Here is a 13418-nt window from a genome sequence, read left to right as displayed (position 1 = left end):
AAACATCTGACATAGATCAGTGCATTGGCACTTTCCATTGTTAATTGAAAGACTTATGGGACTTTGTTGTCTATAGCGGTATCGCCGGGAAAGCCCAATTTAGAGGCCTCGGTGAGAGCTGGCAGAAATAACCGGCTCCTGCTTCGACTTGTTAACCTAGTTTGTTTTCGCGTTTACGCAACTATTTGCTTTCAGAGCAGAGTTGATTGATCAGGGTTTTCCGCTTAATTAACCTTTGTCATGACGTTAATAGAGTGATCGGTTATAAATAAAAAGGCCCTGAAATGGCCTTATCTAATAGACGTATTACGCTGTATCTATTTAGTAAATCCAACTATGTGACGGTTTCAAGACCATGACAGCCCCCGGCCGACTGTGGACAAAAATGGAGATGCAGGAATGTCACAACCGACGCAAAAGCTACGCCTGAGTGCGCTGATCGCGCTGGTGGTGGGGTCGATGATTGGCGGCGGGATTTTCTCGTTGCCACAAAACATGGCGGCGCGGGCCGATGCCGGGGCGGTACTGATCGGATGGGCCATCACCGCCGTCGGCATGCTGACGCTGGCGTTTGTCTTTCAGACCCTGGCCAATCGCAAACCCGAACTGGATTCCGGGGTGTATGCCTACGCCAAGGCCGGCTTCGGTGACTACATGGGCTTCTCGTCGGCCTGGGGCTACTGGATGAGCGCCTGGCTGGGCAACGTCGGATATTTCGTGTTGTTGTTCAGCACCCTCGGTTATTTCTTCCCGGTCTTTGGCCAAGGCAACACGCCGATTGCCATCGGCTGCGCTTCGGTGCTGCTGTGGGCCGTGCATTTTCTGGTGATGCGCGGGATCAAAGAGGCGGCGTTCATCAATCAAGTGACCACCGTGGCCAAGATCGTGCCGCTGATCATGTTTATCGTCATCGCCGCCGTCGCGTTCGAGGCCGACATCTTTACCCGGGACATCTGGGGCCGTAGCAACCCGAGCTTCGGCGGGGTGATGGACCAGGTGCGCAACATGATGCTGGTGACGGTGTTCGTGTTCATCGGCATTGAAGGCGCGAGTGTGTATTCGGCGCACGCGGAGAAACGCTCGGACGTCGGCCGGGCGACGGTCATCGGCTTTCTCGGGGTGCTGGCGCTATTGGTGCTGGTGAACGTGTTGTCGCTGGGCATCATGAGCCAGCCGCAACTGGCGAACTTGCAGAACCCGTCACTGGCAGCGGTGCTGGAACACATCGTCGGGCCCTGGGGTGCGTTGCTGATCAGTGTCGGCCTGGCGATTTCGCTGTTGGGCGCGTTGCTGTCCTGGGCGCTGCTGTGTGCCGAGATCCTGTTCGCCACGGCCAAGGACAACACCATGCCGGCCTTCCTGAAGAAGGAAAACGCCAATCATGTGCCGGTGAACGCGCTGTGGCTGACCAACGTGATGATCCAGCTCTTTCTGTTGATCACGCTGTTTTCTGCCGGCACTTACACCAGCCTGATCTACCTCGCGTCATCGATGATTCTGGTGCCTTACCTGTGGTCGGCGGCGTATGCGGTGTTGTTGAGCGGGCGCGGCGAAACCTACGAACACGCCAGTGCCGAGCGCACTAAAGACCTGATGATCGGCGGGATCGCGCTGGGGTATGCGGTGTGGTTGCTGTATGCCGGCGGGGTCAAATACCTGCTGCTGTCGGCGTTGCTGTACGCGCCGGGGGTGATTCTGTTCGCCAAGGCCAAGCATGAACAGGGCGAGCCGTTGTTCACTCACATCGAGAAGGGCATTTTTACCAGTGTCCTGACTGGCGCCGGGCTGGCCGCCTATGGGTTGTACAGCGGCTTGCTGTCGTTGTGAGGATTTTGCTGGCGTATCAACCGCCGTATGACGGGGCGGCGATGTTGCAGTTCTTGTCGGCGCGGGCGGTGGCCGGTATGGAAATCGTGACCGATGGGGTGTACTCGCGCAGCATCGGGTTGAACGGTGTTCACGGTTTGTTTTCGATCAGTGCGGCGGACGGTGATGCGCTTGAGCTGGCGCTGGATTTTCCGGATGAGTCGGCGGTGCCGGAGATCGTGGCGCGCGTGCGACGGATGTTTGATCTGGATGCGGATTTGTCGTCGATTCACCGGCAGTTGAAGCGGGACCCGTTGATGGAGCGCTTGATTGCCGAGCGTCCGGGCTTACGCGTGCCGGGGGCCTGGGATGGACTGGAACTGGCGATTCGTGCCGTGCTCGGGCAGCAGATTACCGTCGGCGCGGCAATCCGGTTGGCGGGTAAGTTGGTGGCGCAGTATGGAGCGCCGTTGCCGTCGCCGCAGGCGGGTTTGAGCCATGTCTTTCCTGAGCCGCTGGTGTTGGCGCAGGCGGATCTGGCGATGTTGGGCATGCCGAAAAGTCGGGGGCGGACGTTGTCGGGTGTGGCTCAGGCGCTGCTGGATGATTCGCTGTTGTTTGCGCCGGGGCGAGAGGGCGGTGTGGCGCGGTTGTTGGCGTTGCACGGAATTGGTGACTGGACGGCGCAGTACATTGCCTTGCGCCAGTTGCGCGAGCCGGATGCGTTTCCGTCCGGGGATGTGGGGTTGATCAAGGCGTTGGCGGCGCTTGAGGGTGGGCCAGTGACAGCTCGGGAATTGCTGTTGCGCGCCGAGGCGTGGCGACCTTGTCGAGGGTATGCGGCGCAGTTGCTTTGGACATCGCTGAGCCGGCTGGACTGAACTGATCCGGGGTTTGTGCTGAATACTCGGACCCCTTCGCGAGCAAGCCCGCTCCCACATTAAATTGATGTCGTTCGCAGATTTTGTGAGCAACACAGTTCTAATGTGGGAGCGGGCTTGCTCGCGAAGGCGATCTGACAGTCACCACCACTGCGCGCGATGGGAACCCAATTCCGTGGCGGGAAGTGCCCATTGCAACGGAGTACCGGTGATTTTCAACGGCACATGGAGCCGATGCGCCGGCCCCCAAGGTGTCTGCTCAACCACCATCCCCTGATCGTTGTCATCCTCCACCCGCAACGCCTCGGCCGTTCCCGGGCCATGTTCAATCAACAACTTCGCCGTACGCGCCAACGAAAGCCGCGCAGACCCCCCACGCCCCAGCAACCTGATCGCCGCAGCCGCCATCAAATACCCGGTCGCGTGATCGAGTGCCTGCACCGGCAACGGCGTCGGTTTGTCCGCGTTCTTCCACTGCATCCCGGCTTCGGCAATCCCGCTGCTCATCTGCACCAGGCTGTCGAAACCACGGCGGTTCTGCCACGGGCCGCTCCAGCCGTAGGCGTTGAGGCTGACATCAATCAGGCCCGGCGCCAGTCTCCTGCGTTCGTCAACGCCATACCCCAGGCATTCCAATGCATCGGCGCGGTAGCCATGCAGGAGGATGTCGGCCTCCTTGAGCAGCGTTTCGAACACCGCGCGATCATCGCGGTTGTGCAGATCAAGGCGCGCGCAGCGTTTGCCCAGAGTGACTTCCGGCACGACGCCGGGTTCGTTCCAGGTCGGTGGGTCGATGCGCAGGACATCCGCCCCGAGGCCGGCGAGAAAACGGCTGGCGACCGGACCGGCCAGTACGCGGGTCAGGTCCAGAACCTTGAGCCCGGCCAGCGGTTGGGCCACGGAGCCTTGCCACGGTTTTGCGGATTGACCCTTGTCGCTACTGAACTGAATCAATGGCTCGGCGTTTACGGCCAAACCTTGTGGGTGTTGCTGCCATTGCGCCCAGGTGCGCATCTCGGCGGCGCATCCTCCGGCGTCGACCACGGCCTGTTCCAGATCACTGTTGGCCCATTGCGCCACTTTTTTCGCCATCGCAGCACGGTCGGCGCAGTTGCCGAGCACGCTTTCAGCGGCTGCGCGGTGATGGGGGGCGTTGGTGTGCAGGCGGATCCAGCCGTCCTTCGTTGCGTAGTCACCGGCAATCGGGTCCCACAGCGGTGGAACGCTCCAGCCGAGGGGGCGGATCGAGGTGGCGAACCAGAAAGAGGCTAGACGACGGTCGACTTCAACGCCGGGCAAGCGGCCGGCGTGCTGTTGCAACAATTCGCTGACAGCCTGCCCCGCCGCGGCGATGCTGGCACAGGCGAGGTCGGTCACGGCAAACGCCGAGGGCAGGGCGCCGCTCGATGTGAAGGGGATTTTGGTGTGGGGCAAGCCGAGTGTGGCTTGAATGGACGTGAGTAGATCAGTCATCGAAGGCCCTCCGGAACGAGAGCCCGATCATAGTTCAAATCAAGTGACACGCCAGATGAAACCTGTAGGAGCGAGCCCTGTGGCGAGGGGGCTTGCCCCCGTTGGGCTGCGCAGCAGCCCCCCGCATTCAGTCAATTCCATGGTGCAAACAGGTTTTGCGACTGCTGCGCAGCCGAACGGGGCGATGCGGCGTTCCGACAAGCCCCCTCGCCACAGGGGATCTGCGGTGATTACTAGACCCGGAACTGGTCCATCAATTTCATCTGGTGCGTGGTCAGCGAGTTGAGCTGGCTGCTGATCTGCGCCGATTCGGTGGCCTGGCCGGTCAGGGTTTCAGTGACGGTGCGGATTGCCGAGACGTTGCGATTCACCTCTTCGGCCACCGCGCTTTGCTGTTCGGCAGCGCTGGCGATTTGCAGGTTCATGTCGCTGATCACCGTCACCGCGTCACTGATTTTGCCCAAGGCCTGCACCGCTTGCTGAATCTGCCCGGCGTTGTTGTGGGCCTGGGTCTGGCTCGAATGCATGGTGGCGACCACGCCGCGCGTGCAGCTCTGGATGCGTTCGATCACCAAGCGAATTTCTTCCACCGAGTCTTGGGTGCGTTTGGCCAGGTTGCGAACTTCATCGGCCACCACGGCAAACCCGCGACCGCTCTCGCCGGCACGCGCCGCTTCAATCGCGGCGTTGAGCGCCAGCAGGTTGGTCTGCTCGGCAATGCTGCGGATCACTTCCAGTACCGAACCGATCTGCTCGCTGTTGACCGCCAGCGCTTCGACTTCGGTCACGGCTTTGCTGACTTCGTCGGCCAGTTGATTGATGTCGCGGGTGCTGCGCTCGATGATCTGCATGCCATCGCGGGCCGACTGGTCGGCGCCTTTGGCGGCGTTGGCCGCGTTCGAAGCACTGTTGGCAACGTCATGGGCGGTGGCGCTCATTTCGTTGGACGCGGTGGCGACTTGGTCGATTTCGCGGAACTGCACCTGCATGCCTTCGCTGGTCTGACGGGCGATTTCCGAAGACTGGTCGGCGGTGCCGCGGGCGTCGGTAATGCTTTGCTTGATCTGCGCGATGGTCGGTTGCAGCTTGTCGAGGAAGCGGTTGAACCAGCTGACCAGTTCGCCCAATTCGTCTTTCTTGCTGTAGTGCAAACGCTGGGTCAGGTCGCCGTCGCCGCTGGCAATCGCCTTGAGCATTTCGGCCACGCTGTTGATCGGCCGGGTCACGCCCGACGCGGTGAGCCAGGTCAGCAGTAAGCCGACCAGACCGGCAATCACGGAGACCAGCACTGTTTTAATCGTGCCGCTTTGCTGGGCGTCATCGAGGACGGCTTGCAGTTTCACCGAGTCGGCCAGCAACACTTGTTTAGGCAGGTCGATCACCACGGCCCAGGCCTTCGCATCGGCGATCGGGCTGACCGGGTACACCGCGCGAATCAGGTCGCCTTGCTGCAAAATCTTCGGAGCACCACCACTGAGCAATTGCAGGATGTCCTTGCCGTCCGCGCCCAGGGTATCGCCGATAGACTTGCCGACTTTACCGGCGTCGACACTGTAGGCCGCCAGCACGCCGGTGCCCGAGACGATCAGCATGTGCCCGGCGCTGTTGAACAGTTCACGCTGGGAATCGACCGCCGCCGCTTGCAGCGTATCGAGGGCAATGTCGACACCGACCACGCCGATGGACTTTCCATCCACCAGCAGCGGCACGGAAATGGTGGTCATCAACACTTCTGTTTTGTTGGCGCCGACGGTATCGGCGTACGGGTCGAGCAGGCAGGTCCGCTTGCTGTCACGCGGGCAGGTGTACCAAACGTTGTAGGGCGTGCCGCTGAGGTTCAGGGTGGTTTTGGTCATGTCGTCTTCGACCATGATGGTGTTGAGCGCCTCGCCCCCAGCTCGGCTCCAATACGTGGCGAAACGCCCGGCTTCGTTGGACTGGCGCACCGCGTCATTGACGAATTCACTGTCCTTGCCATCCAGGCCATTGGGCTCGAACGCCAACCAGACACCCAATACCTTGCCGTTGCGCTCGAACGCGGTCTTGATGCTCTGGTTCAACTCTTCACGCAGGGCTGCGGCCTCAATAGAACGCTTGGCGGCCATGTTGCGCATGTCCTTGATCTGGTCTGCCAGCGCAGTCACTACCGTCAGGGTTTCGCCGAAGGTTTTCTGCACCCGCACCGCTTGTTCGGCAGCCTTGGCTTGCAGCAGGTCCTGCACACTGTCGGTGAGCATCTTGCTGCTGGAGGCGCTGACCAGATCATCGTTCTGATTGGTCTGGTAAATGTTCATGCCGACGATCAGGGCAACCACACCGAGCAGACACAGACCGGACAGCAAAACGATTTTCAGACGGATAGAGAGAGAGTCGAACATAGGGCGAACTCACAAATGGATGAGGTGTTGGCAAGGAGTCGCGATCGACTCGGTACGCCAAATCCATTCAGCGCCATTCAATGCACATCGGCGCCGTGTGACAGTTGCATGAACCGCTGCCGACGAACGGTAGGTGGTGAACGTTTGCGCAGGAAAAAGCCCTGAAATGGCCAGGAATTCAGGACATTCTCGGTAGGGATTCCGGCCGGACTCAGTTTGCGCGACTAAGGCTTGATCGGGATCGTGCAGGTACACGCGGTCTCTTGTAGGAGTGAGCCTGCTCGCGATAGCGGTCTGACATTCAACAACTATGTCGACTGACACTCCGCTATCGCGAGCAGGCTCACTCCTACAAAGGGGATCTCCGCCGGGGGGCTTGGATTACTCGGCGTTGCACAGCGCCAGGCAGTTATCGAGCATGCGGTTGGAGAAGCCCCATTCGTTGTCATACCAGGCCAGCACCTTCAGCAGTTTGCCGCTGGATTTGGTGTGGTTGGCGTCGAAGATCGACGACAGCGGGTTGTGGTTGAAGTCACTGGAAACCAGCGGCAGGGTGTTGTAACCGAGAATTTTCGAATGCTGGCTGGCTTCTTTCAGCAGCGCATTCACTTCTTCGGCCGACGCTTCACGTTTCAGTTGCACGGTCAGGTCCACCAGCGACACATTGATCACGGGAACACGCACGGCCATGCCGGTCAGTTTGCCCGCCAGTTCGGGCAGCACCAAGCCGACCGCTTCAGCCGCACCGGTCTTGCTCGGGATCATGTTCTGCGTGGCGGAGCGGGCGCGGTACGGGTCGGTGTGATAGACGTCGGTCAGGTTCTGGTCGTTGGTGTAGGCGTGGATCGTGGTCATCAGACCGCTTTCGATCCCCAGTTCACGGTGCAGCACCTGGGCCACCGGCGCCAGGCAGTTGGTGGTGCACGACGCGTTGGAAATGATCTGGTGGTGCTGGCGCAAAATGTCGTGGTTAACCCCGTACACCACGGTGGCGTCGGCGCCCTTGGCCGGGGCCGAAATGATAACTTTGCGCGCACCGGCCGTAATATGCGCGGCGGCTTTGGCGCGGTCGGTGAATAGACCGGTGCATTCGAACACGACATCAATTTTTTCCGCAGCCCAAGGCAGTTCGGCCGGGTTGCGAATGGCGCTGACCGCAATACGGTCGCCGTTGACCGTCAGGCTCTCCTGGTCGTGCTGGACATCGGCGTCGAACGTGCCGTGAACAGTGTCGTACTTGAGCAGATGAGCGTTGATTGCGCTGTCACCCAAATCGTTGATGGCGACGATCTGAAGGTCTTGACGATAACCTTGGGTATACAGTGCGCGCAGGACGTTGCGGCCAATCCGGCCAAAACCATTGATTGCGATTCGAAGAGTCATTTAACTGGGCCGCCGTCGTTTTGTTGTTGGAATTACAAGATTATTCGCATAAAAATAGAAAACAAGCCTTTTTAATGGCAATATTTTGTTCAATCTACAACGAGTGACCTGAATCAACTGGTCCGACCGATCAAGAAAAACCGTTTGTCATCCCAATCACAACGGTCCTTGTTCAGCATAGACAATCAGGTCGCCACATCCGTTAGCCTGGAGTTCTACACATGCATCCCCGCGTCCTTGAGGTCACTGAACGGCTTATCGCCCGTAGCCGCGCCACGCGTGAGGCCTACCTTGCACTGATTCGCGGTGCGGCCAGCGACGGTCCGATGCGCGGCAAGCTGCAATGCGCCAACTTCGCACACGGCGTGGCGGGTTGCGGCACCGAAGACAAGAACAGCCTGCGGATGATGAACTCCGCCAACATCGCCATCGTTTCGTCATATAACGACATGCTCTCGGCGCATCAGCCGTACGAAGTGTTTCCGGAACAGATCAAGCGAGCGCTGCGCGAGATCGGTTCGGTCGGCCAGTTCGCCGGCGGCACCCCGGCCATGTGTGATGGCGTGACCCAGGGCGAGCCGGGCATGGAACTGAGCCTGCCGAGCCGCGAAGTGATCGCGATGTCCACCGCCGTGGCGTTGTCCCACAACATGTTCGACGGCGCGCTGATGCTCGGCATCTGCGACAAGATCGTGCCGGGCCTGATGATGGGCGCGTTGCGTTTCGGTCATCTGCCGACGATTTTTGTGCCGGGCGGGCCGATGGTCTCGGGCATTTCCAACAAGCAGAAAGCCGATGTGCGCCAGCGCTATGCCGAAGGCAAGGCCAGCCGCGAAGAGCTGCTGGAGTCGGAAATGAATTCCTACCACAGCCCCGGCACCTGCACTTTTTACGGCACCGCCAATACCAACCAGTTGCTGATGGAAGTCATGGGCCTGCACTTGCCGGGCGCCTCGTTCGTCAACCCGAACACGCCGTTGCGCGATGCCCTGACCCGCGAAGCGGCGCATCAGGTGACGCGTCTGACCAAGCAGAACGGCGACTTCATGCCGATCGGCGAAATCGTCGACGAGCGCTCGCTGGTCAACTCCATCGTGGCATTGCACGCCACCGGCGGCTCGACCAACCACACCTTGCACATGCCGGCCATCGCCATGGCGGCGGGCATCCAGTTGACCTGGCAGGACATGGCCGACCTCTCCGAAGTCGTGCCGACCCTGAGCCACGTCTACCCGAACGGCAAAGCCGACATCAACCACTTCCAGGCAGCGGGCGGCATGTCGTTCCTGATCCGCGAACTGCTGGACGCCGGGCTGCTCCACGAAAACGTCAACACCGTGCTCGGTCACGGCCTGCGCCGTTACACCATGGAACCGTTCCTCGATAACGGCGAATTGGTCTGGCGCGAAGGCGTGACCGACAGCCTCGACGAAAGCATCCTGCGCCCGGTCGCACGTGCGTTCTCCCCAGAAGGCGGTTTGCGCGTGATGGAAGGCAACCTCGGCCGTGGCGTGATGAAAGTCTCGGCCGTGGCGCTGGAAAACCAGATCGTCGAAGCACCGGCCATGGTGTTCCAGGATCAGCAGGATCTGGCAGACGCCTTCAAGGCCGGTCTGCTGGAGAAGGATTTTGTCGCCGTGATGCGCTTCCAGGGCCCACGCTCTAACGGCATGCCGGAACTGCACAAGATGACGCCGTTCCTTGGCGTGCTGCAGGATCGTGGCTTCAAAGTGGCGTTGGTCACGGACGGGCGCATGTCTGGCGCCTCGGGGAAAATCCCGGCGGCGATTCACGTCAGCCCCGAAGCGTATGTCGGTGGCGCTTTGGCGCGGGTGCAAGAGGGCGATATCATCCGCGTCGATGGCGTCAAAGGCACCTTGGAGCTTAAGGTGGACGCCGACGAATTCGCGGCGCGCGAACCTGCCAAAGGCCTGTTGGGCAATAACATTGGCAGCGGACGGGAGCTGTTTGGTTTCATGCGCATGGCCTTCAGCTCCGCAGAGCAGGGCGCCAGCGCCTTCACTTCTGCCCTGGAGACGCTTAATTGAAACTGGCTTTGGTCGGTGACATCGGTGGGACCAACGCACGTTTCGCGTTGTGGAAAAACCAGCAATTGGAAAGCGTCCAGGTGCTGGCGACGGCTGACCACGCCAGCCCGGAAGAGGCGATTGCCCTCTACCTGAGCGGGCTCGGTCTGGCGTTGGGTTCGATCGGCTCGGTGTGCTTGTCGGTCGCCGGCCCGGTGAGTGGTGATGAATTCAGGTTCACCAACAATCACTGGCGCCTGAGCCGCAAGGCTTTCTGCAAGACCTTGCAGGTCGAGCAATTGTTGCTGGTCAACGACTTCTCGGCGATGGCGCTGGGCATGACCCGTTTGCAGCCGGGCGAGTTTCGGGTGGTTTGCGAAGGCACGCCGGAACCGTTGCGCCCTGCGGTGGTGATTGGCCCGGGCACAGGCCTTGGCGTCGGGACATTGCTGGACCTTGGCGAAGGGCGGTTTGCCGCGTTGCCGGGGGAGGGCGGTCACGTCGATTTGCCGCTGAGCAGCCCGCGGGAAACGCAGCTGTGGCAACACATCTTCAATGAGATCGGCCATGTCAGCGCTGAAACCGCGTTGAGCGGCGGCGGCTTGCCACGGGTTTACCGGGCGATTTGTGCAGTGGACGGTCACACACCAGTGCTCGAAACACCGGAAGCGATCACCGCTGCCGGGCTCGCGGGGGATCCGATTGCGCTGGAAGTGCTGGAGCAGTTCTGCTGCTGGCTCGGCCGCGTGGCCGGCAACAACGTGCTGACCACCGGTGGGCGCGGTGGCGTGTACATCGTCGGTGGCGTGATCCCGCGGTTTGCCGATTTCTTTCTTGAAAGCGGATTTGCCCGGTGCTTCGCCGATAAAGGCTGCATGAGCGATTACTTCAAAGGCATCCCGGTGTGGCTGGTGACCGCGCCGTATTCCGGCCTGATGGGCGCGGGTGTGGCATTGGAGCAATCCATTCCAGTTTGAAATACGGTCAAATGTGGGAGCGGGCTTGCTCGCGAAAGCGGAGTGTCAGTCAACGAATGTGTTGAATGTAAAACCGCTTTCGCGAGCAAGTCGAATCGTCGCACCGCCGCTCCCACATTGGTTATGTGGTGTTTGTAGATTCAGTGCTTAAGGCATAATCCGCCCAATTCAAACAACAAGGACGCCGCCCCGTGAGCTCAGTCAACAAGTCGATTTTGTTGGTCGATGACGATCAAGAGATACGCGAGTTGCTGGATACCTACCTGACTCGCGCCGGTTTCCAGGTTCGTACCACGCCCGATGGCGCCGGTTTTCGCCAGGCCCTGAACGAGGCCCCGAGCGATCTGGTGATCCTCGACGTGATGCTCCCGGACGAAGACGGCTTCAGCCTGTGCCGCTGGGTTCGCCAGCACCCGCGTCAGGCACAGGTGCCGATCATCATGCTCACCGCCAGTTCCGACGAGGCCGACCGGGTTATCGGCCTGGAACTCGGCGCCGACGATTACCTCGGCAAACCTTTCAGCCCACGAGAATTGCAGGCGCGCATCAAAGCCTTGTTGCGTCGCGCGCAATTCGGTCAGGAACGTAATGGCGGTGAAGTGCTGGCCTTCGACGACTGGCGCCTGGACATGGTCAGCCATCGGCTGTTCCACACCGATGGCGAAGAAGTGATTCTGTCCGGCGCCGACTTCGCGCTGCTGAAACTGTTCCTCGATCACCCGCAGGAAATCCTCGACCGCGACACCATTGGCAACGCCACCCGGGGGCGCGATCTGATGCCGCTGGACCGTATCGTCGACATGGCGGTCAGCCGCTTGCGTCAGCGTCTGCGAGACACGGAAAAACCGCCACGACTGATCCGCACCGTACGCGGCAGCGGCTACCAACTGGCAGCCAATGTGGTTGCCAGCAATGGCCACTGAGTTTCTGAACAAACTCGCCGCCCGCGTGCCGGTGCCCCGTTCGCTGCTCGGGCGGATGTTGCTGCTGACGCTGCTGGCGGTGCTGTTCGCGCAGACGTTGTCGAGCGTGATCTGGGTCTCGCAATTGCGTGCCACGCAGCTTGAAGGCCTGGTCACTGCCGCCCGCAGCCTGGCGCATTCGATGACGGCCAGCGTGAGTTATTTCCGTTCATTGCCCGTCGCTTTCAGGCCGTTGGTACTGGATCAGTTGCGCAGCATGGGTGGCACCCGTTTTGTGGTGACGCTCAACGACAAACCCCTGGGGATGGAAGTGCTGCCGATCACCCCGCGCAAGGAAGCGGTGCTCAATGCCGTGGACCAGGTGCTGCGCGAATCCCTGGGCCATGACACGGATATCTCGGTGACTTTCGTCAGCCCCGAAGACCTGCGGATCTTTAACAGCGGGCTGAAACTCGATGAATTGCCACGCTCCTGGGCGCATTACGCGTTGACCCTCGAACCGGTCAATCCACCCGTGCTGGTCACGCAAATCCAGATGGCGCCGGGGGAATGGCTGTACATCGCGTCATTGCTGCCCGAGCCTTACACCAGTCTTGAAGAACAAGGCCTGCCGGCGCAACAGGTCTGGTTCATCGTCCTCACCAGCAGCTTTTTGCTGTTGTTCATCGGCTTGCTGGTGCACTGGCAAAGCCGCCCACTCAAGCGTTTGGCGCGGGCCGCGCGCGACATGTCGCTGGGGGCAGATGTGCAACCGGTGGCCGAGGGCGGCGGTAGTGAAGTGGTCGAAGTGGGTCGCGCGTTTAATGCCATGCGCGAACGGATCAGCCGTTACCTGACAGAACGCAGCCAGTTGTTCAGCGCGATTTCCCACGACCTGCGCACGCCCATCACCCGTTTGCGCCTGCGCGTGGAATTGCTGGAAGACGAGAAGCTGCAAGCCAAGTTCGGGCGTGATCTGGATGAGTTGGAGTTGCTGGTCAAAGGCGCGCTGCAATGCGTGAAAGACACCGACATTCACGAAAACATCGAACCGGTGGACCTCAACCACGTACTCGATTGCCTGGTGGAACCGTACCTGGCGCCTAACGGCAATGGTCGCGTGACCCAGCAGGGCCGGGCGCTGGCGGCGTATCCGGGCAAACCACTGGCGCTAAAACGCTGCATTGGCAACCTAATCGACAACGCCCTCAAGTATGGGCAGAACGCGCATTTGCACATTGATGACGATGAGAGCGCGTTCATCCTTCACGTCGACGACGAAGGGCCGGGCGTGCCGGAGCAGCGATTGGAACAGGTCTTTGAACCGCACTTCCGCCTGGCCGGGCAGCAGCAGGGTTATGGGCTGGGGTTGGGGATTGCGCGCAATATTGCGCATAGCCATGGTGGGGAGGTCAGCCTGCAAAACCTGCGTGAGGGCGGGTTGCGGGTGACGCTTCAGTTGCCGCGCAGTGTTGATTAGTAATACCGAGTTATCGTTCTTCGCGAGCAAGCCCGCTCCCACATTCAATCGCATTCCAGCTGGATGAACTCGATCGAATGTGGGAGCGGGCTTGCTCGCGAAGGCGTCAGA

At 60.5% G+C, this 13418-nt stretch carries 8 protein-coding genes and 2 pseudogenes; 6 read left to right on the top strand and 4 right to left on the bottom strand.

The window, feature by feature from the left end; all coding sequences use genetic code 11:
* Positions 1-399 precede the first annotated feature (399 nt).
* A complete protein-coding gene (gene arcD, locus EAH78_RS10780) occupies positions 400-1827 on the top strand; it encodes an arginine-ornithine antiporter (RefSeq protein WP_140667525.1) in 1428 nt (475 codons plus the stop codon).
* Entirely contained in the window at positions 1824-2687 is an 864-nt protein-coding gene (locus EAH78_RS10775) for a DNA-3-methyladenine glycosylase family protein (protein ID WP_140667524.1), read from the top strand. The genes arcD and EAH78_RS10775 overlap by 4 nt, the downstream gene beginning before the upstream one ends.
* A gap of 141 nt (positions 2688-2828) precedes the next feature.
* On the opposite strand, the gene EAH78_RS10770 is transcribed toward EAH78_RS10775, so the two are convergent.
* The 4 genes and pseudogenes from EAH78_RS10770 to gap form a co-directional block, all read right to left on the bottom strand.
* Positions 2829-4160, bottom strand: a complete 1332-nt coding sequence (locus EAH78_RS10770) for a CoA transferase (RefSeq protein WP_140667523.1) — start codon at positions 4158-4160, stop codon at positions 2829-2831.
* Positions 4161-4393: 233 nt separating this feature from the next.
* A pseudogene (locus EAH78_RS33265) lies at positions 4394-4921 on the bottom strand (methyl-accepting chemotaxis protein); the annotation flags it as partial.
* 378 nt (positions 4922-5299) lie between these two features.
* Positions 5300-6265, bottom strand: a pseudogene (locus EAH78_RS33260) (chemotaxis protein); the annotation flags it as partial.
* Between the two features lie 654 nt (positions 6266-6919).
* Positions 6920-7921 (bottom strand): type I glyceraldehyde-3-phosphate dehydrogenase, encoded by a 1002-nt coding sequence (gap, locus tag EAH78_RS10760; RefSeq protein WP_027922963.1) that lies wholly within the window; start codon positions 7919-7921, stop codon positions 6920-6922.
* Positions 7922-8142: 221 nt separating this feature from the next.
* On the opposite strand from gap, the gene edd reads away from it, so the two are divergent.
* From edd to EAH78_RS10735, 4 genes are all read left to right on the top strand, one after another.
* A complete protein-coding gene (gene edd / locus EAH78_RS10755; RefSeq protein ID WP_027922964.1) occupies positions 8143-9969 on the top strand; it encodes a phosphogluconate dehydratase in 1827 nt (608 codons plus the stop codon).
* On the top strand, positions 9966-10925 hold the full coding sequence (locus EAH78_RS10750) for a glucokinase (protein WP_140667521.1): 960 nt from the start codon (positions 9966-9968) through the stop codon (positions 10923-10925). Before edd ends, EAH78_RS10750 begins: the two co-directional genes overlap by 4 nt.
* Positions 10926-11116: 191 nt before the next feature.
* Complete coding sequence (locus tag EAH78_RS10740) at positions 11117-11848, top strand: response regulator (protein WP_140667520.1); 732 nt, start codon at positions 11117-11119, stop codon at positions 11846-11848.
* Positions 11838-13307: an ATP-binding protein gene (locus tag EAH78_RS10735; protein WP_140667519.1), complete on the top strand. Its 1470-nt coding sequence runs from the start codon at positions 11838-11840 to the stop codon at positions 13305-13307. Before EAH78_RS10740 ends, EAH78_RS10735 begins: the two co-directional genes overlap by 11 nt.
* The last annotated feature ends 111 nt before the right edge of the window (positions 13308-13418 follow it).

This window comes from Pseudomonas arsenicoxydans (assembly GCF_006438915.1).
Taxonomy (GTDB): domain Bacteria; phylum Pseudomonadota; class Gammaproteobacteria; order Pseudomonadales; family Pseudomonadaceae; genus Aquipseudomonas; species Aquipseudomonas arsenicoxydans_A.
The sequence above is the reverse complement of the archived record's forward strand: the minus strand, read 5'-3'. Positions and strand labels throughout refer to the sequence as shown.

Coding starts and splice junctions, on each gene's coding strand:
- gap (WP_027922963.1), bottom strand. CDS start 7,921: ATGACTCTTCGAATCGCAATCAATGGTTTTGGCCGGATTGGCCGCAAC.
- EAH78_RS10735 (WP_140667519.1), top strand. CDS start 11,838: ATGGCCACTGAGTTTCTGAACAAACTCGCCGCCCGCGTGCCGGTGCCC.
- arcD (WP_140667525.1), top strand. CDS start 400: ATGTCACAACCGACGCAAAAGCTACGCCTGAGTGCGCTGATCGCGCTG.
- EAH78_RS10770 (WP_140667523.1), bottom strand. CDS start 4,160: ATGACTGATCTACTCACGTCCATTCAAGCCACACTCGGCTTGCCCCAC.
- edd (WP_027922964.1), top strand. CDS start 8,143: ATGCATCCCCGCGTCCTTGAGGTCACTGAACGGCTTATCGCCCGTAGC.